The 18,210-nt window shown below is 59.1% G+C and carries 18 protein-coding genes; 5 read left to right on the forward strand and 13 right to left on the reverse strand.

Annotated features, from left to right (window positions below; all coding sequences use genetic code 11):
- Positions 1-53 precede the first annotated feature (53 nt).
- The 5 genes from QRX40_RS00920 to QRX40_RS00940 form a co-directional block, all read right to left on the reverse strand.
- Positions 54-1,337, reverse strand: coding sequence for a deoxyguanosinetriphosphate triphosphohydrolase (locus QRX40_RS00920; RefSeq protein WP_313835695.1), 1,284 nt, complete (start codon positions 1,335-1,337; stop codon positions 54-56).
- Positions 1,338-1,355: 18 nt separating this feature from the next.
- Positions 1,356-1,814, reverse strand: a complete 459-nt coding sequence (locus tag QRX40_RS00925) for an Ohr family peroxiredoxin (protein WP_024626651.1) — start codon at positions 1,812-1,814, stop codon at positions 1,356-1,358.
- A 70-nt stretch (positions 1,815-1,884) separates the two neighbouring features.
- Positions 1,885-3,243 carry an alanine racemase gene (gene alr, locus QRX40_RS00930; protein ID WP_313835697.1) on the reverse strand — a complete coding sequence of 453 codons (1,359 nt, stop codon included), beginning with the start codon at positions 3,241-3,243 and terminating at the stop codon, positions 1,885-1,887.
- 42 nt (positions 3,244-3,285) lie between these two features.
- Complete coding sequence (locus QRX40_RS00935; protein WP_313835699.1) at positions 3,286-3,921, reverse strand: N-acetyltransferase; 636 nt, start codon at positions 3,919-3,921, stop codon at positions 3,286-3,288.
- A gap of 146 nt (positions 3,922-4,067) precedes the next feature.
- Positions 4,068-5,123, reverse strand: coding sequence for a LacI family DNA-binding transcriptional regulator (locus QRX40_RS00940; RefSeq protein ID WP_313835701.1), 1,056 nt, complete (start codon positions 5,121-5,123; stop codon positions 4,068-4,070).
- Positions 5,124-5,273: 150 nt separating this feature from the next.
- Here QRX40_RS00940 and QRX40_RS00945 point away from each other — a divergent pair, with 150 nt between their 5' ends.
- From QRX40_RS00945 to QRX40_RS00965, 5 genes are all read left to right on the forward strand, one after another.
- Positions 5,274-6,557, forward strand: a complete 1,284-nt coding sequence (locus QRX40_RS00945; RefSeq protein WP_045924700.1) for an enolase C-terminal domain-like protein — start codon at positions 5,274-5,276, stop codon at positions 6,555-6,557.
- An 81-nt stretch (positions 6,558-6,638) separates the two neighbouring features.
- A complete protein-coding gene (locus QRX40_RS00950; RefSeq protein ID WP_045924701.1) occupies positions 6,639-7,430 on the forward strand; it encodes an SDR family oxidoreductase in 792 nt (263 codons plus the stop codon).
- 8 nt (positions 7,431-7,438) lie between these two features.
- Positions 7,439-8,707, forward strand: coding sequence for an MFS transporter (locus QRX40_RS00955; protein WP_101432670.1), 1,269 nt, complete (start codon positions 7,439-7,441; stop codon positions 8,705-8,707).
- Position 8,708: 1 nt separating this feature from the next.
- The gene (locus tag QRX40_RS00960; protein ID WP_313835703.1) at positions 8,709-9,506 is read left to right on the forward strand and encodes an amidohydrolase family protein; all 798 of its coding nucleotides are present in this window, start codon (positions 8,709-8,711) and stop codon (positions 9,504-9,506) included.
- Between the two features lie 2 nt (positions 9,507-9,508).
- Complete coding sequence (locus QRX40_RS00965; protein ID WP_313835704.1) at positions 9,509-10,408, forward strand: dihydrodipicolinate synthase family protein; 900 nt, start codon at positions 9,509-9,511, stop codon at positions 10,406-10,408.
- 79 nt (positions 10,409-10,487) lie between these two features.
- Here QRX40_RS00965 and QRX40_RS00970 read toward each other — a convergent pair whose 3' ends face one another.
- From QRX40_RS00970 to QRX40_RS01005, 8 genes are all read right to left on the reverse strand, one after another.
- Positions 10,488-10,970 (reverse strand): S-ribosylhomocysteine lyase, encoded by a 483-nt coding sequence (locus QRX40_RS00970; RefSeq protein ID WP_015022202.1) that lies wholly within the window; start codon positions 10,968-10,970, stop codon positions 10,488-10,490.
- Positions 10,971-11,033: 63 nt separating this feature from the next.
- On the reverse strand, positions 11,034-13,052 hold the full coding sequence (locus QRX40_RS00975; RefSeq protein WP_313835706.1) for a RecQ family ATP-dependent DNA helicase: 2,019 nt from the start codon (positions 13,050-13,052) through the stop codon (positions 11,034-11,036).
- A 90-nt stretch (positions 13,053-13,142) separates the two neighbouring features.
- Positions 13,143-13,970: a hypothetical protein gene (locus tag QRX40_RS00980; protein WP_313835707.1), complete on the reverse strand. Its 828-nt coding sequence runs from the start codon at positions 13,968-13,970 to the stop codon at positions 13,143-13,145.
- Between the two features lie 131 nt (positions 13,971-14,101).
- The gene (locus tag QRX40_RS00985; protein WP_313835708.1) at positions 14,102-14,962 is read right to left on the reverse strand and encodes an ABC transporter ATP-binding protein; all 861 of its coding nucleotides are present in this window, start codon (positions 14,960-14,962) and stop codon (positions 14,102-14,104) included.
- A complete protein-coding gene (locus tag QRX40_RS00990; protein ID WP_313835709.1) occupies positions 14,959-15,324 on the reverse strand; it encodes a GntR family transcriptional regulator in 366 nt (121 codons plus the stop codon). Before QRX40_RS00990 ends, QRX40_RS00985 begins: the two co-directional genes overlap by 4 nt.
- A 246-nt stretch (positions 15,325-15,570) precedes the next feature.
- The gene (locus QRX40_RS00995) at positions 15,571-16,419 is read right to left on the reverse strand and encodes an ABC transporter ATP-binding protein (RefSeq protein ID WP_313835710.1); all 849 of its coding nucleotides are present in this window, start codon (positions 16,417-16,419) and stop codon (positions 15,571-15,573) included.
- The gene (locus tag QRX40_RS01000) at positions 16,406-17,200 is read right to left on the reverse strand and encodes an ABC transporter ATP-binding protein (RefSeq protein WP_313835712.1); all 795 of its coding nucleotides are present in this window, start codon (positions 17,198-17,200) and stop codon (positions 16,406-16,408) included. Before QRX40_RS01000 ends, QRX40_RS00995 begins: the two co-directional genes overlap by 14 nt.
- Entirely contained in the window at positions 17,191-18,141 is a 951-nt protein-coding gene (locus QRX40_RS01005; protein WP_313836339.1) for an ABC transporter permease, read from the reverse strand. Before QRX40_RS01005 ends, QRX40_RS01000 begins: the two co-directional genes overlap by 10 nt.
- Positions 18,142-18,210 lie beyond the last annotated feature (69 nt).

An 18,210-nucleotide genomic window follows, 5' to 3' on the forward strand; every position in this document is an offset into this window, starting at 1 on the left:
CCCAGCCTACCGGGCCAGGCCGATGTGTTGCGCCCGGCATAAATGCCGCAGGCCTAGGGGCAGACCAGGGAATGCAGGGCCAACGCCGAGCCGTCGGTCAGAGAGGCCACCTGGTCGATGGCCACCCTCAGGCGCTCCCCATCTGAACCCGCCTGGCGCCAATCCTCCAGGAAGACATCCTCCAGAGCATCCGAAGGTGCTGGCGAGTCGGCCATCATCACCTCAACCAGGTCGGTCACGATTTTCAGCTGCTCTGCATGGAAGGGCTCCTTCTCACGGGGAGCCATGACGAAGTAGACAGCAATCCCCTTCAAGGCCACAATCTCATAGGAGGTCCGGGGAGGAATGACCAGCCCCCCCGAGTACCTGGTCAGCGGACCTTGGCCATGGCGGCTTCGGGTGGCCGCCTCCACGGAGTCGGCAAAGCGCCCTATCAGATAGCTGGTCGTGTTCTTCAACGTAGCCAGGGCCCGACGTGAACCGTCGAAGCCCAACGGCAGCATGCCACGGACGGTTTCCAAGGCTCGTACCAGCTGGTCAGCATCCCATCGGTCGCCATACCAGGATCGGGCAGCCCGGACCACACCATCGATGATCCTGGGCTCAGCCAGTCGCTCAGGCACGAAGGAACCGACCACGATGGCATCCTCCACGTCATGGACGCTGTAGGCGATGTCATCAGCCAAATCCATGACCTGGCACTCCATAGGAGTGCTGGCCTGCGGCGCCCCCTGCTTAAGCCAATGAAAGACCTCTTGGTCGTCAGGGTAGACGCAGAACTTGGCCGTCCTCTCCCCCTTGGGATGAGCCGAGGCCTCGGCCAGGGTCCAGGGATATTTGACCGCAGCATCCAAGGCAGCCCTGGTCAGGTTGACCCCTGCCGAGCGTCCGTCCGAATGGAAGACCTTGGGCTCCAGCCTGGTCAGCAATCGAAGGGTCTGTGCATTACCCTCGAATCCCCCTATGTCGGAGGCCAGCGAAGACAGGGCGCGTTCGCCGTTGTGGCCGAAGGGCGGATGGCCCAGGTCATGGGCCAAGCAGGCACAATCCACCACGTCGGGGTCGCAGCCCAGCATGGTCCCGATCTGCCGACCAATCTGGGCCACCTCCAGGGTGTGGGTCAGCCGCGTACGTGCAAAGTCGTCGGTGCCGGCGACCAGGATCTGCGTCTTGGCCCCCAACCGACGCAAGGCTGAAGAATGGACAAGACGCGCCCTATCACGTTCAAAGGCGGTCCTGCTGCTGGTCTTTGGAGGCTCTGGCGCCCACCGTTCCTGATCCTGAGCGGAGTAGCCCTCTGCCAGCAGGCGGGATCCGCCCTCCTCGTCAGTGCCCATCAGGCGCGCCCGCTCCGTTCAGTCCAGATTGTCCACGACCACCACTTCAGTGGGCACATTGCCCGCCGTTGCCTTGGAATAGGGGCAGAGCTCCTGGGTGCGTTCCACCAGGCGGGTGGCCAGATCACGATCGACGCCGGGCAGGCAGACCTCAATTAGAGCCTTGATGCCGAAGGACTCGCCCTGGTCGCCGAGGGAGATATGGGTGCGCACCTTGCTCTGGGCTAGCTTGGTGGCTGGCACACGCAACTCCTTGCCGGCCAGTCCCATGGCTCCCTGGAAGCAGGCTCCCCAACCGATGGCGAAGAGCTGCTCGGGGTTGGTGCCCTGGCCCTTGCCCCCCATGGCCTTGGGTGTATCCAGGTCCAGGGAGAGATCGGGCTCGTGGCTATCCGCATGGCCCTCGCGGCCTCCGGTGATGTCAGCTACGGCTGTGTATGAGATATTGCTGGGTTCATTTCCTGTATATGTAGTCATAACCTCATCTCACCACTTATATTGCCCCTTGACAAGGCCCCAAGCCCAGGTTCTACCTGTGATAGTGGTCTCAAAGAATGGATTCAGCGGCCATCAGATGCAGGTCGGCAGGGTCGATCACCTCATGCACGCCCAAGTAGAGCCGTGGAATCCGGCTGCGCAGGCAGGTGAAGATCTCATAGCTGATGGTGTCGGCGGCCCGGGCCCAGTCGTCAGCGGTTGGCTCGGCCTGATCCTCTCCACTGCCTGGACCGAAGAGAACAACGGTATCGCCTTCGCTCACCCCCAGATCGGAAGCCATGCCCTTGAGGTCAAGCACGCACTGGTCCATGCAGACCCTGCCAGCGACGCGAACCAACTTGGGCCCTTGACGAGTCATCAGACGGACGGGTCCGCCCCGGTGCTCCCGGCCCATGGCGCCCTGGCGGTCAAAGCCCGAGGCAGACCGATGGATCCCGTCGGCGTAGCCCAGGGGCATGATGGCCGTGCTGGTGGGCTTCTCCGTCAAATAGGTGCGCCCGTAGGAGATGCCATGACCGGCCGGCATATCCTTGACAGTGCCTAGCTGGGCCTGGAGGGTCATGGCCGGACGCAGACCATAATCGGCCGAAACCCCCATGGAAGGATCAGGCTCGTATCCGTACAGGCCGATGCCCGGACGGGTCAGATCGTAACGTATCCCAGGACGGGTCAGCGTGGCGGCGGTATTGGCCAAATGCCGGATTTCGGGTTTCATGCCTGCGGCCGTCATCTTGTCGGAGAACTCCTCGAAGAGCGCGATTTGCTCGTCAGTGGACGACACAAACTCGTCCACGCCAGGCATGTCGGCCACTGCCAGATGGCTGAAAAGCCCCACAGGCTCCAACAGCCCCTTGGCGGCCAGGCTTGAGAGCTCGTGCAGGGCATCCCCGAAGGCTTCAGGGGTGAAGCCGTTGCGTCCAAAGCCGGTGTCCACCTTGATATGGACGCGTGCAGGTCTGCCGGCCAGATCTGCCGCCTGGGCTGCCATGTCCATGGTCTTTAGGGAACCGATGCCCAGATCGATGTCAGCCTGGATCAACTGATCAAAGGGGGCGCGGTCCCCATTGAACATCCAGGACAGAATCCGGCAACGGTCGGGGCCGATGCCTGCACGACGCAGACGCAGGGCCTCGCTGGACTGGGCCGTTCCCAGCCAAGTTGCCCCGCCCGCCAGTGCCGCTAGGGCGGCGGGGATGAGCCCGTGGCCGTAGGCATCAGCCTTGACCACACCCATGACTGCAGCACCGGGGTTCGTGGAACGAACCAGCTTCACCAGGGTGGCCATATTGGCCTTCAAGGTCCGCAAGTCCACGATGATCTGTCCAGGATAGGCCCGAAGAGCCTGCTCGTAATGCCGCTGGCCCTCGGGCCCGGAGAACCGCCATGCCGGTGCTGCGCTCAATGTCATGGCTCCATTGTGCGACAGCGCTGCGACGGTCTGCCTCCGCCCTCAGACGGCAACCAAGCGCCTGGCGGCCCTTTCGCGCTCAGCCAGGTCAAGGGGCCGATCGTGCCGCTGGTAGGCCACCCGCACGTTCTCGATCTCCTTGTTCTCAGGCATGATGATGTTGCCGCATCGGGTGAAACCGTGGGTCTCCAGGATGTGCTGCATGGCATAATTCTTCAGTCCCGTATCGGCGCGGATGTTCTCGTACCGGCGCATGCTCCAGTCAAGCAGGTCCCCGGCCGCATGACGCCCTAGTCCCGAGGCAGCCACCCGATGGATGGTGGTATAGGGCCGGTCGTCCAGCCAGCTGCCGTCAATGACCTTATAATCAGGTTCCGGGTCATGGAAGAGGGCGAAAACGCCGATGATGCGCTCGTGGCTGCCCTTGTGCTCGTCCAACTCAGGTTCAGGGTAGGCAGGATCGTCAGGAATCTGATCCATGCCAGCCGCATCGTCAACCAAGAGCATGGTGTGGCCCCCGGAGATGTCCTCGCGGATGCGTTCGGGCAGGGGGTACTTGTCCCCCCACTGACGGGGGTTGCCGGTCTCGGCCATCCGCTTTCTGGCGTAGGCGTAGACAGGCATGATCGCCTCAAAGTCGTCCATGGTGGCATGACGGATCCAACGTGCAGTCTCCATCGCGTACCTGCTCACTGTGGCTACCTCTTTCTCGACCGGTGCGGCAGGGACGAGACCCGCCCCCGCGATTGCCGAAGTACGAGTGTATCCATCAGGAAGCTGTCACGAAGTGAGTACGCATTGAGCGAATCGGGGAATAGTCTGGGCTATTCTGCGCTCTCCTGGACCCGGCCTTCCAAGCGCAAACGGCGAGCACGGGTCAGGTTGACCACGCTGTGTCGGCTGACCAGGCGGGTTGGCATGACCACATGCCGCTGGAACTCCTTGCCCTGGCGCGCATCGAGGATCATTCCCACCGCCATCCTGGCCATCAGATCAAATGGCTGATCCACCGTGGTAAGGGCGGGCATCAGATAAGAGGATGGATATACGTTGTCGAATCCGACCACGGACAGGTCCTGCCCGGGCTCCAGCCCACGTTCGCGAGCCGCTCTGTAGATATTGACGGCTGTCAAGTCGTTGCAGGCCAGAATCGCAGTCGGACGATGATCGCGGTCCAGCAGATCACAGGCGGCTTGGTACCCTCTGTCAGGCAAATAATCTCCCTGCTGAACCATGTTTGACGGCAGGGTGGCACCAATGGCTGCCAATGCTGCTCGGTATCCAGCCAGTCTGGCCTGCGCGGATTGCACATTCGCCGGTCCGGCGATGACGCCAATGCACCGGTGCCCGGCGTCAAGAAGGCATTTGGCCGCTTGGTATCCTCCAGTCCAATTGTCCAGCGTTATGCTCATGTCCTCATCGCTTACCAAGTCCACCGGATCGACCGCCACCAGGGGAATGCCCCTTGCCTTGAGCACATTCTTGCCCTCCTGGTCTATGGAGGACATCTGGGTGATCACACCCAGCGGGTTGCGATCAATGATCCCCCTCAGGCATTCCTCGGCACGCCGCTGGTGATCGGTCTGTGTCACCGTCAGAGCCAGACCGGCATCCAAAGCCCACTTTGAGGCATAACGTATCATCTCGATAGTGCCATTGTTGGCAATATAATCCACAACCAGCTCAATAGTCTGAGCAATCTTCGTGCTGACAAGCGGATGCGCATAGCCCTCGTCTGCTAAAGCTTTTTCGACCCTTCGACGGGTTTTTGCCGCCACGCCCGGTCGACCGTTGATCACCTTGGAGACGGTCGAAGCAGAGATGCCGAGCTGCTCGGCTATGGCGCCAACGTGCGGATTGCCTGGTTCCTGTCTGGCCATGTGCGTCCTTTCCATTACCCACCAATCGTAACCAAGGAAGCAGCGAAAGCATCCATGTCGAAATTAGAATTTTTACATTTCTGATTTTCAAATTTCTATTTCTACGCCTATAGTAGGGTATACGTTCACAAGATTGGCAAAGGAGCCACGATGAGTACTATCACTGCGGTGAAAACGTATGACTTTCGTTTTCCCACTTCTCTGACCCTCTCAGGGTCGGATGCCATGAACAAGGACCCCGACTATTCGGCCGCCTATGTGGAAATACACACCTCGGCTGACGACGGCATCAAAGGTTGTGGTCTGGTCTTCACCATCGGACGAGGCAACGATGTTGTTTGCAGAGCCATAGATTCCATAGGAGAGACTCTGCGTGGCCTAGAGGTTGAACGTCTGCTGGACAGCATGGGTCTGGCCTGGGACCTATTGGTCCATGACTCACAGCTGCGCTGGCTGGGGCCCGAAAAGGGAGTCGAGCACATGGCCATTGGCGCACTGCTGAGCGCCCTTTGGGACATGAAAGCCAAAAGGGCGAGAAAACCCTTGTGGTTGCTGCTGGCTGAAATGGATCCTGAGGATCTTGTCAGCACATTGGACTTTAGATACCTCTCCGATGCCCTGCGCCCCGAGGAGGCCATAGATATCCTCAAGGATGGGCAATCCGGCAAGCAGGAACGCATCGAGGACATTCGCCAGCACGGGTACCCCGGTTATTCGACAGCACCAGGCTGGCTTGGCTACAGCGACGAAAAAATGGTGGAGATCGCCAAACGGGAGACGCAGGAGAAGGGCTTTAAGCAAATCAAGCTCAAGGTAGGCCAGAACCTCGATGATGACATACGCCGCCTGGGACTGGCCAGGGATGCCATCGGTCCCGACGTCCGCCTGGCCGTCGACGCCAATCAGGTCTGGGATGTCCCGCAAGCCATTGATTGGATCAACCATTTCCATGACTTCGACCTGGCATGGGTCGAAGAGCCCACCAGCCCCGACGACATCATCGGCCACGCAACCATTGCCAGGGCCATCAATCCCATCCCCGTAGCAACCGGCGAACAGATGCAGAACCGCATCATGTTCAAGCAATTCCTGCAGGCCAACGCCTTCGGCATCATGCAGATCGACGCCACCAGAGTGGCAGGCCCCCAGGAGATAGTTCTGGAATACCTGCTGGCTCGCAAGTTCCACAAGATAGTCTGCCCCCACGCCGGCGGGGTCGGATTGTGCGAGATGGTCTGCCACTTCGCCATGTTCGACTACGCAGCCGTCTCCTGCACCACACAGGGCCGAATGATCGAATACGTAGACAACCAGCACGAATATTTCGTGAACCCCGTGCGTATCAGCCAAGGCATGTATCAGGCACCGACCGCTCCTGGCAATGGGGCCGAAATGACCGTGGAAACCGCACAGCGCTACCTGCACCAGGAGTGAGAGCGGCCCACCTCAATCAAAATCCGGTCCAATCACTGGACCTCTAACAAATCATCCATCCATATAGACAAAGGAGTTCTCATGGATCTGCATCTCAAGAACAAGGTATTCATCATCACCGGCGGCTTCAAGGGCATCGGCAGGGGCATCACTCTACAACTGGCCCAGGAGGGTGCCATAACCGCAGTCATAGACCGTGACGAGTCAGCCAGGGACCAGTTCTGCAAAGACATCGAGGCCTATACCGATACCTACCGGACCTTCATTTTGGATCTGAATGACACCGACGGCATTGCACCCATTGTGGAGCAGGTACACAAGGAATTCGGCCATATCGATGGCATAGTCAACAACGCTGGAGTCAACGACAACAAGGCTTTGGAAACCACTGACTGGCGCGAGTTCGAGCGTTCCGTACACGGCAACCTCACCCACTACTACGAACTCATGCATGCCTCTTGTGCCTACCTCAAGGAAAGCCACGGATCAGTCATCAACATCACCTCCAAAACCGCTGTGACCGGTCAGGGCAAGACCAGCGCCTACGCGGCAGCCAAGGGCGGGGTTCTGGGCCTGACCAGGGAATGGGCTGCGGCCTTGGTCCATGATGACGTACGAGTGAATGCCATCGTGGTTTCGGAATGCTGGACCCCGCTCTATGCCGACTGGATCAAAACCTTTGGCGATGAAAAGGCCCAGCAGGCACGCCTGTCGGTCATCACAGACAAGATTCCTCTGGAGCATCGCATGACCACACCCGAGGAGATTGGGAACACCGCCACCTTCCTGCTCTCTGATCGCGCATCACACACCACCGGCCAATGGGTGTTCGTCGATGGCGGATACGTCCACCTGGACCGGGCACTGAATTGAGCTCTGACATGGAAAATACAAATACGCGAAACAAGGGCGGGTCCAAGGCAACCGTCGCCATAACCCTGGTCATCGGACTCTTCTTCATTTGGGGATTGACCATGAACCTGGTCAACGCCCTCAACAGTCCGTTCAGCAACTACATGGAGCTGAACAGCACCCAGGCATCACTGCTGCAGGTGGCCTACTACGGAGCCTACTTCGTCATGGCCATCCCAGCCGGAATCATCTCCAAGCGCTTCGGTTACAAGGGCGGGGTCATCTCCGGACTGATACTGTTCGCAGTCGGAGCATTCATCGTGGTGCCGGCCACAAATATGGCCAGCTACGGACTCTTTCTGTTCGCCATGTTCGTGGTAGCGCTGGGAGCCTCATCTCTGGAGACCAACTGCAACCCCTACGTCACCAAGCTAGGCGACGAAAAAGGCGAATCCTTCAGACTCAATCTGGCACAGAGCTTCAACGGCGTCGGCAACGTGGTGGGGCCTCTGATTTTGGGCAGAGTGCTGTCCAAAACCCTGACCCCAAAAGAGCCAGGCTTTGAGCAAGCCAAGGTCAAGTTCCTGTCTGATACCAGGATGATCTATATCGTCATCGGCATCGTTCTGCTGCTGGTGTTGGCTGTCTTCATCGTCTTCAAACTGCCAACACCACCTGGCGATGACGAGCAGGAAGGGAAAACTGGCACCGGTTCCGGCACCTCAAGCCTGCTGAAACGCCCTTACTTCGTACTGGGCGTGATAGCCGAGTTCATCTTTATCGGCTTGCAGGTGGCGGGCATGGCCATGTTCTCCGCTTATGCTCTCAAACATTGGGGCGCTGGCATCACCGCCGGTCTGGCTGCCACACTGTTGGCATTGCTGTCGCTGCTGTTCACCCTTGGACGGTTCCTGACCACTCCGTTAATGACCAAATTCGATGCCGGCAAGATACTGGGCATCTACATGTGCGTCACAGCCGTGCTGATGGTTCTGGTATTCCTGGGTCTGGGACGATTCTCGGTCATCTGCTTCCTGGTTGCCTATCTGTTCATATCAATCGGCTACCCCACCATCTTCTCGCTGACGCTCAAGGGCATCAGGGGCAACGACGCCAAGACCGGCTCTTCGGCGCTGGTCATGAGCATCGTCGGAGCAGCCCTGATCCCGCTGCTGCTGGGTGCCATCCAGGATGCCATGGGCATCGAAATCGCCATGCTGGTGACCGTGCCCGGATTCCTCTACATCGCCTGGTATGCCTTCCGCGGGTGCCGCATAGGTCTTAAGCAGGGGGCCTGACATGACACGACAACTACAGGTCATCGATGCTCACTTCCATATGTGGGATCTCGAACGGCAGCATCTGCCTTGGCTGGACGGAATGCCCTCACTGAACCGGAGCTTTCCCCTTCATGAGCTGGAAAGCGAGTACGAGCAGCTGGGAGTGGAATTTCTGGGCGGAGTCTATGTGGAAGTAGACTCGGACGACCCCCTATTAGAGGACCGCTTGGTCTATGAGAACAATGACCCCAAGATTCTTGCTCGAATGCTCCGAGTCCAGGTAGGGCCCTATATGAGGGTGCCCATCAATGCTACGGGCATCAGAGAGCCGCTGCACACTGACTCTGCCCCTCGCGGCCGTTGCATGGAACCCTCCTTCATCGCTGGGCTCCGCGCCATGGCTGATAAGGGCCTGCCCTTTGAGCTATGCAACAGGGGGGCAGAACTGCCGGACATGGCTCAGACATTCTCTCAGGTTCCTTCCCTGACTGTCATCATGGACCATCTGGGCAACATGCCCGACTTGTCGCCGGCCTCCAGAAAGGCCATAGAGGCCATGGCGGCCCTGCCGCACTGTTATATCAAGGTGTCAGGGGACTTGCCGGTCGATCGCGACATCGTCGCCTTCGTCAGGGACACATTTCCCCCGGACAGGATCCTCTATGCCTCCAACTGGCCGGTCGTCACCGTGCACTCCTCACTCAGGGAACACTGGCAACTGATGCTGGACATCTTTGGCCCTGATGAGGACTTCTTCAAGCACAATGCCATGAGGGCCTATGGGATCGATGCCGATATGCTTACTGTGGAAGGGTGAACATGAGCACATCATCAGCCAAATTCGAGGGAATATTCTGCCCGTCGATAACCGTCAGCGACGATCAAGGAGTCATCGACACCGACCTGTGGGGACGACATCTGGACCATCTGATCCAGGCTGGCATTAATGGGGTGCTCCTGTTCGGAAGCATCGGCGAGTTCTATGCCTATGATCTCCAAGAAAAGCGCTCAGCCCTGCAATTCGCCGTCGACCATATACGGGGGCGCATGAAGGTATTCGTCGGAGTAGGCGACACTGACATGGACCGGGTTTTGGATCTGACAAAGTTTGCTGGAGAAATCGGCGCCGATGCCGTGGTGGCTGTCAGCCCTTATTATTTCGGTCCTTCGGAACCGACTGCCTACAGGTATTTCACCAGCATCGCCCAGGCCTCGGCTGTGCCGGTGATCCTTTACAACTTCCCTGCTCGTACTGGCAACGACTGCTCCCCGGAGTTGGTCGCTAAACTGGCCCAGGAATGTCCAAACATCGTTGGCATCAAAGACACCGTGGACACAATCAGCCACACACGCCTAGTCGTATCGGCAGTCAGACGTGTCAGCCCTGGATTCTCGGTGTTCTCCGGATTCGACGAATACTATATGGTCAATCGTATCTGCGGAGGCAACGGTGTTTTATCGGGCCTGACCAACGTGGAGCCGGAAACCTTCGTGGCCATGCATCAGGCTTATCAAGAGGGCGATTACCGGACTGCTCTAGACAAGGCCCGACGCATCAACCACCTGATGGCGATTTACGACACTGCGGATTTGTTCGTATCGGCCATCAAGGGAGCTGTGCGACTGCAGGGTCTGCCCATCAGCACACGCATCCGCGAACCTGCCATGCAGATTGATGACGATCAGATGAAACAGATCGAAACCATACTGCGTAGTTGAGCTTTCGTCTGTTAGATCGAACTGGGCCTCAGGAAAGGAACATACCCTTCCTCAGGCCCAGTTGTTTGCCTGTCAGCGATCAGACCAGCTTGCGCTCGTAAGGATCGGAGCTGATGCCGGCGGCCACGATGTCGCGGCTCCACTGCTTGGCCGAGAAGAGCGAATGGTCGCGGTAGTTGCCGCAGGAGGTGATCTCGGTGCCGGGCACATCGTCCCAGGTGGCCTTGTCGGCGATGAACTCCAGCGACTCCTTCAGGGCCTTGGCCACATCCTCGGTCGAATGACGGCCCCAAGCAAGCAGGTGGAAGCCCGTCCGGCAACCGAAGGGCGAGCAGTCGATATAGCCGGGGATGCGCTCGCGCAGGAGCACGGCGATGGTGTGCTCGATGGTGTGCAGCCCAGCAGTTGGGATGGCGTTCTGATTGGGCTGGACCAGGCGCAGATCATAGTTGGAGATGATGTCTCCTTGGGGCCCTTTCTCCTCGTCGATCAGACGAACGTAGGGCGCCTTGACCTTGGTGTGATCCAGCTGGAAGCTCTCTACGATTGGTTTGTCAGCCATTGTTATTTCCTTTCCTGTCGGGCGCCGGGTATGAAAGGCAGCCGCGATGAAGTCGTGTATGTCTCATGGTAGGCCGACCCGCCTATCAGATCCGGAAGTGCCCTTGGCCACATCCACCCCTCCTCTGGCCGAAAACTCGGAGATGACACCCATGAACTGGGGTCCATACTGCTCCAGCTTGTGCTGCCCCACACCATTGACGGCCAAGAAGGTTGCATCATCAGCCGGACGAAGACGGCACATATCGCGCAGTGCCTTGTCGGAGAAGACAATGTAGGGAGGCTTGCCGATCTTGCGGGCTATGCTGGTCCGCAGGTCGCGTAGCTTCTGGAAAAGTTCCTCATCTTCTGGGCTGGCATCGCTTGCACCGGCCTGGTCGAGACCATCATCGTCGACGGTTGAAGAGGATCTGCCGCCGAAGACCTTGCCCGAGGCACGTGGGCGTTCCGTCCGCTTGATTTCGTAGTGAAAGTCTGGGCTGACCGTCTGTGCGGCCTTGGGCCCGAAATGGACCATGGGCAGCCGCCCCTCCGTGATGTACAGATACCCGTCCGAGGCCATCTGGTTGAGCACGTCACGGATTCGCGCCTCTGGAACCTGATCCAGAGCGCCATAGCTAGGGCACCGATCCAACCCTCGCCGAAGAAGATCCTGCGAGCGCGAACCTCGGAGAATCTGGGCGATCTTGCCGGAGCCGAATCCCTGGTTCACATCATGCACGCACCTGCTGATGGCACGGGCCACACCGCTGACGTCGATGGTCGTGAAGGTGCTCAGACAGTTGGAACAGTTCTGGCAGCCGCCGCTGCCCGTGTCAGGATGCCCGACTGGGACGGATTTGCCCTTATCGGCCTCGGCAGGCGAAAGACCTGCGGCCGCCTGGTCCACCTCCTCGCCGAAATACCGCAGCATGTACTGGTGAAGGCAGCCGGTGGTTCGACAGTAACCGATCATGACGTTGAGCAGACGCCGGTGTTCGGCCCTGACTGCTTCAGCCTGCTCACCGGTCAGCCTGTCATTGCCGTTGTCCATGTCCAAGAGGCGCCTGCGGGTGACGATGTCGCTCTCGTTCCACAGCAGGGAGCAACGGGCTGGCTCGCCGTCACGTCCCGCTCTGCCGGCCTCCTGGTAATAGGCCTCGATGCTTTCAGGCATATTGTGATGAATGACATAACGTACGTTGGACTTGTCGATGCCCATGCCGAAGGCATTGGTAGCCACGACCACCTGCACCTTGTCGTTGACGAAGTCCCGTTGCGCCTGCTCCCTGTCCTGGGCATCCATGCCAGCGTGATAGCTGACAGCACTGACACCGGCCTTGGTCAGATCATCAGCCAGAGCCTCGGTCTCCTTGCGGGTGGCGCAGTAGACGATGCCAGAATCATCGCCATGCTTCAGTGCGTACTGGACCACCCAGCGATTCTTGTATTTGCTCTCCAGCTTGATCACGTCGAAGAAGAGGTTGGGCCTGTCGAATCCCGTCACCGCCACGTAAGGATCGTCAAGGCCTAGCATGTATACGATGTCGCGCCGAACCTTCTCGGTCGCCGTAGCGGTGAAGGCTGCCACCGTAGGTCGGTCGGGCAGGGACCTGATAAAATCGCCGATGCCTAGGTAGGCAGGGCGGAAGTCCTGACCCCACTGGGATACGCAGTGGGCTTCGTCCACAGCCAGCAGGGAAATTTTTGTATGTTGGGCGAATTCCCTGAATCTGGGGGCATCCAGCCGCTCTGGGGCCACATAGAGGATCTTGCTGCGCCCTTGTGCAGCCCGAGCCAGGGCCAGGGACTGCTCATCCATATCCTGGGTGGAATTGACGAATGAAGCTTGAATGCCGGCATCCTCCAGCCCGTCCACCTGGTCCTTCATCAGAGAAACCAAGGGAGAAATGACGATGGTCAGACCATCCAGAAGAGTGGCAGGAATCTGATAGCAGATGGACTTGCCGGCACCGGTCGGCATAACACCCAGGCAGTCCTGCCCGTTCAGGATAGCCTTGACCAAATCCTCCTGACCCGGGCGAAAGGACTCATATCCGAAATACCTCTTCAGCGCCTGCCCTGCATCCTGGATGTCCACCATGATTCCCCAGTCTATTGCCCCGACAGGAGTCAAGCAGTGGGCGAACGACCATGTGGTCAATCGTCGCTGGAATTCTTAGCTATCCTGCCACTAACCCAGAATGCTGAGCCCCTGGATAGCTGGTAGCTGCCGACGGCTGGTGAGCCAGTAGCTGAGCAGGATGCATATGGCGGAGAAGACTAATGTGAAGACCACTTGGGGCCAGAGTAAATACACGGTGACGTATCCCCATAAATCAACATTCATGAAGGGGCTTAAGGTCTTGTACATCCAATGGCCGCGCATAAGGTTGATCATCTGAACCGCCGTTTGCTGCCACCCCCAGAAATTCCAGCCGGAAATCGAATGCCAGAAACCAACACAGATCAACAGCCCTACCAGCAGCAGACATCTGCCTTTTCGATCAAGACGGGCGGCCAGGTCACCCAGCACCTGGCCAAGCAGAACGAAGGCTACCTGCACCATAAAGACATGCAGCGCCAGAGCCAGCCAACGGGACGGCTGCTGGGCATACGACTGGTTAAAGCATGACACACTCCAGGGATCAAGAGTCAGTCTCCAAGGCGAACAGCCCTGTACGAGAAACCTTTGGTAACTTTCTGTAAAGGGCATCCATCCGATTTGGCCTAGGCTGCTGATAATCGCGACCACGATCATGAAAGTGCTTGTCGCCAGGGCCATGACCACATTGGAGATGATCTGGGTCCATGCGATTGTGGACCGGGTCACAGCATTGGAGATCAAGGGCCGGAAAGTCGTCAGTGAGCAGACAAAGGCGGTGGCCATGAGCACCATCTCGGTGAACAGACCGGTGAATCCAGAGCCCAGGGGGATAAACCCCATAACCCCCAGAGCGAGGACGAGGGCCCAAATCACAAAGACGGTCAGCCTCGGCATCGCTTGTACGCGCAGGGTCATCCGGGTCTGCACCGCAGGCGACAGGAAACTCTTGATTCGGGCCCACCCTTCAGCCGGTCCAGCACCCAGGTAGGGGCTTTCTGGCCCCAGCTTGGTCTTCGTCCGCACTGCCCCTGCAACTTGCGTGTTATTCATTGTGCCGCTCCTTCCGTTATCTGGACGAAGTAGGTCTGCAGATCCATTGGGGCGACAATAAGCCCCTTGGGCTGCTCGTTAGGCACCGGCCCCTCGAAGCTGACGCGCAGCAGATCGCCGATACGCTGCCTGCTCAGCAGCGGCGGGTCGCTCTGGGCAAGATAGTCCTCCACGTCAGGCGGACGGCCCGTGACAGTGGTCCCCAGGGCAGACAGATCATCCACGCTGAAAGATCGCAGGACCCGCCCCTGGTCGATGATCGTGGCGCGGGAGATGAGCTGGCTGACCTCGTTGATGATATGGGTGGCGATGATCATGGTCGGTCCGCGGTGCTGATAGGCCTCCAGAACGAAGGAGTAGATCCTCTCCCTGGCCGCCGCATCCATTCCTGTCGTCGGTTCATCCAGAATGAGGTATTCCACAGGCAGGCAGAGTCCGATGACGTCCTTGACCACCTGACGCTGCCCCATGGAGAGGGAAGCAAAAGTGTCAGTCAGCCTCAATGCGAAGCTCTTAAGAATACGCTCAGCCAAGTGCCAGTCAAAACCACCGTAAAACCCCTCGGCCATGGCGAATGCTTGTCTAATGTGTCGTCGGGATGGATAGGGCCAGGTTTCGTTGACCAGGGCCACGCGGCGAACGATTCTTGAGTCGCTGACCAGATCGCTTCCATCCAGGTGGATCAGCCCCTGGTCAGGAAGTGTCCTGCCCGTCATCAGATTGCACAGGGTGGATTTGCCGGCCCCGTTCCGCCCGAAGAGTCCGTATATATTACCGGGCTCAAAGCAGAGTGAGATCTCATCCAGGGCCTTCAGCTTTCCGTACGATTTGTCCACCTTGGAAACTGTCAGACTCATTGGTAGACCCTTTCTATGATGGCGTCCAGGTCCTCACGAGATACGTCCAGAGACTTGGCTTCTTCGACCAGATCCTGGAACCTGCCGTTCAGGAGTTCCCTCCTGCGACGCTCTCGAACGCTCCGGCCCGCACCGGCAGTGACAAACATGCCCAGCCCCCGCCGTTTCTCCAGAAGGCCCCGGTCGACCAGCAGGTTCATCCCCTTGAGGACTGTGGCCGGGTTGATCTGGTAGGCAGTCGAGATTTCCGTGGTGCTGGGAATCCTTTCACCATCGGCGACCAGTCCCTCGGCTATGGCTTCGGTCAACCGGTCTGCCACCTTCACGAAAACGGGCCGACCATCCGGTATTTCGATCGCCATCGTTTGACCGCCTTGTCTGCCTTGATTCGGGGCGTCGAATTAGGATCTGCATTACTGTTTATTACTTAGTTACTTGAGTAACTAACCAACAGTCTACGATTTGCTCTACCAACCGTCAAATCAGATGCAGTCTTTAACCGTCTGTTTTCTCTGCACAGATGCTCTCGCTGCCCTCCTTCATTCCGTCAAGGACGGGCATGCACTCATGTAATTTTGCTTGGCCAGAATGCCGATGAGCACCGGTACCTATAGGGTCGCAGCTGCCAGTAGCTGACGGGTATAAGACTGACTGGGGTGATCGAGGATGGCTTTCACAGGCCCCTCCTCCACCACCTTTCCTTGACTGAGCACCATGACCCTGTCCGCGATGTGCTGAACCACGCCCAAATCATGGGAGATGATGATCATGGACATGCTATTTGACGGATTGCTCTGCTTTCTGGACTGGGCCATGATGGACTGAAGGGTATGAAGAATCCCAACGCGCGCCGAGACGTCGATGGCGCTCATGGGCTCATCGGCCAAGAGTATCCGGGGCTTGATGATCAGGGCCCGGGCTATGGCCGCCCGCTGAGCCTGGCCTCCGGACAGATCGGAGGGATAAGCCGTCATGATCGCGCCTGGGTCAAGCTGAACCTCTGACAAGACCTTGGCCACCCGATCAGCAAGGTCTGTCCCATCTTGACGACGATGCCATAGGTGCCCACTCCCCCTGCGCCTGGCAGCCAGAAGAGGTTCGGCGACTGACCGGCCGATGGTCCACCGCGGGTCGAGGGAGGTGAAGGGGTTTTGAAAGACCAGAGCAGAGTCTTGGGCAAGCGCCTTGGCGGCCGGGGAACCGTGGAGAACCGGTCTGCCCTGATATGTCACCTGCCCGGCATCAGGCCTCAACTGACCTAGGAGCAGACGGGAAAGCGTGGTCTTCCCTGAACCGGACTCCCCTATGATCGCCAGGCACTCCCCCGACAGAAGGGAGATGTCAATTCCGTCAACCGCAGCCTTCCGAGCCATGCCGCTGCCGGTAGAGGCATAGACCTTGGTCAGGCCCTCCCCGATCAGGATCGGATCGGCATGTGCACCGTCAGTCGCGTTCATGCTTGCCTCCATCTGCGCGCAGCGTCAGCTCTCTGGCCGCTCTCACCAAAGTCCTGCCCTGTGGACTGGATGGGCTGCGCAGAATGCTCTGCGTCTGCCCGCTTTCCACCACTCGCCCTGCATCGAGGATGTAGCAGTAATCGGCAACCCGGGCGAGGACTGAGAAATCATGGGTGATGAACAGCAGGGAGGCCCCGCTCTGGTCGACCAAGGAGACCAACAGGTCCACAATCTGCCGCTGGGTGATGGCATCCAGGGCCGTGGTCGGCTCGTCTGCCAGAATCAGTCTGGGCTTGGTGACCAGGGCCGTGGCTATGGCCGCCCGCTGCTGCTGTCCCCCGGACAGCTCATGTGGATAGGATCCAGCCAGATCCGCATCCAACCCGACCTGGGCCAATATCTCCATGACCCGCCTGCGCCGTTCCTGAGCGCTCAAGCGGTAGTGGCGGCGAAGAGGCAGCTCAACCTGGCTGTAGACCTTCTTGACCGGGTTCAGGGCCGTGGAAGGATTCTGAAAGACCATGCTCATCCGGGAACCGCGCAGGTCCGCCAGGGACCGTTCATCCGAGCCGAGAATCTGGAGGCCGTCCACCAGAATGGATCCCGACAGGGAGGCCGTCAGTGGTGTGGTGCCCAAAACGCAGCGGGCGATCATCGACTTTCCGGAGCCTGAGGAGCCGATCAGGCCGACCCGTTGGCCGTCCCCGACTTTGAGGTCCACCTGGTCGAGAATGGTGCGGCCATTGATGGACAGGCTCAGGCCGTCAATATTCAGCGACATGATTGGCCTCCCTCGCCTGTATGGACCGCATTCTCGACATGATGACCAGCGTCATCTGATTGCCCGGATTGAAGAGTGGACCGTCCGGCGGCAGCTACGGCAGCCCTGAGCCTGGGGTTGGTAACCGGATCGATGGCATCACGCAGGGCGTCGCCGAACAGGTTCAGCGCCACCACCACCATGGTGACCGCCATGCCGGGCCAGAGCACGGTCAGCGGAAAGACGTTGATGAACTTGACCGAGGTGGTCAGCGAGTGCCCCCAGGAGGGCAGGCCGGAGGGAACACCCACCCCCAAGTAGGTCAACCCTGCCTCAGCCAGCACGGAGGTCCCCGCCGACATGGAAAGTTGCACGCACAGGACCGGAATGACATTGGGCACCAAATGAGTCAAGAAGATTCTGAAGGATCCGACCCCGCTATGCCGGGCGGATTGCACATAGTCCGACTCTGCCACCAGGAGCGCCTGGGGTCGTACGATCCGAGCCAGGTTGAGTCCGTATCCGAACCCGCAGGCCACGACGACCACGGCGATGCTGGGGCCTAGGGGGACAGCCAGGATCAGAGCCAGCAGAACAGTGGGCAAAGAAATCAGGGCATCGACCAGGACCACGACCGTCTGGGATACTCCTGAACGGCGCGAGACCATGGCCATGACCAGAAGAAGCCCCAGAACGCCTGATAGGAGGACCGCCAGAAGGCTGATGGCCAGGTTGGTGGCCGATCCCGCCATGAGCCAGGAGAGAATGTCTGCCCCGGTGCCATCCGTTCCCAGCAGGTGGTCGCGGCTGGGGGCCTGCCAGATCCGGTACCCGTCGGTAGTCCAAATAGGAACCGGGGTCCAGAACCTGGAAATCAGGGAGACCAGGATCCATATGGCCAGAACAGTCATCGAGTATCGCCCCGAGGCCTTGCGCCACATGCTGGACAACACCACCCGCATCCGTCCGAAGAATCCCAGTTGGCCTGGGAATGTGGCCCTCAATCCCAGATGGGGCCTGTCTGCGTGTCC

The organism is Bifidobacterium sp. H6bp9, from assembly GCF_032193695.1.
Classification (GTDB): Bacteria; Actinomycetota; Actinomycetes; order Actinomycetales; family Bifidobacteriaceae; genus Bombiscardovia; species Bombiscardovia kimbladii.

Bases quoted from the DNA above. Each gene is read 5' to 3' on its own strand.
- QRX40_RS00920 (WP_313835695.1), bottom strand. From the start codon at position 1,337: ATGGGCACTGACGAGGAGGGCGGATCCCGCCTGCTGGCAGAGGGCTAC.
- QRX40_RS00925 (WP_024626651.1), bottom strand. From the start codon at position 1,814: ATGACTACATATACAGGAAATGAACCCAGCAATATCTCATACACAGCC.
- alr (WP_313835697.1), bottom strand. From the start codon at position 3,243: ATGACATTGAGCGCAGCACCGGCATGGCGGTTCTCCGGGCCCGAGGGC.
- QRX40_RS00935 (WP_313835699.1), bottom strand. From the start codon at position 3,921: ATGGAGACTGCACGTTGGATCCGTCATGCCACCATGGACGACTTTGAG.
- QRX40_RS00940 (WP_313835701.1), bottom strand. From the start codon at position 5,123: ATGGCCAGACAGGAACCAGGCAATCCGCACGTTGGCGCCATAGCCGAG.
- QRX40_RS00945 (WP_045924700.1), top strand. From the start codon at position 5,274: ATGAGTACTATCACTGCGGTGAAAACGTATGACTTTCGTTTTCCCACT.
- QRX40_RS00950 (WP_045924701.1), top strand. From the start codon at position 6,639: ATGGATCTGCATCTCAAGAACAAGGTATTCATCATCACCGGCGGCTTC.
- QRX40_RS00955 (WP_101432670.1), top strand. From the start codon at position 7,439: ATGGAAAATACAAATACGCGAAACAAGGGCGGGTCCAAGGCAACCGTC.
- QRX40_RS00960 (WP_313835703.1), top strand. From the start codon at position 8,709: ATGACACGACAACTACAGGTCATCGATGCTCACTTCCATATGTGGGAT.
- QRX40_RS00965 (WP_313835704.1), top strand. From the start codon at position 9,509: ATGAGCACATCATCAGCCAAATTCGAGGGAATATTCTGCCCGTCGATA.
- QRX40_RS00970 (WP_015022202.1), bottom strand. From the start codon at position 10,970: ATGGCTGACAAACCAATCGTAGAGAGCTTCCAGCTGGATCACACCAAG.
- QRX40_RS00975 (WP_313835706.1), bottom strand. From the start codon at position 13,052: ATGGTGGACATCCAGGATGCAGGGCAGGCGCTGAAGAGGTATTTCGGA.
- QRX40_RS00980 (WP_313835707.1), bottom strand. From the start codon at position 13,970: ATGACCCTGCGCGTACAAGCGATGCCGAGGCTGACCGTCTTTGTGATT.
- QRX40_RS00985 (WP_313835708.1), bottom strand. From the start codon at position 14,962: ATGAGTCTGACAGTTTCCAAGGTGGACAAATCGTACGGAAAGCTGAAG.
- QRX40_RS00990 (WP_313835709.1), bottom strand. From the start codon at position 15,324: ATGGCGATCGAAATACCGGATGGTCGGCCCGTTTTCGTGAAGGTGGCA.
- QRX40_RS00995 (WP_313835710.1), bottom strand. From the start codon at position 16,419: ATGAACGCGACTGACGGTGCACATGCCGATCCGATCCTGATCGGGGAG.
- QRX40_RS01000 (WP_313835712.1), bottom strand. From the start codon at position 17,200: ATGTCGCTGAATATTGACGGCCTGAGCCTGTCCATCAATGGCCGCACC.
- QRX40_RS01005 (WP_313836339.1), bottom strand. From the start codon at position 18,141: ATGCGGGTGGTGTTGTCCAGCATGTGGCGCAAGGCCTCGGGGCGATAC.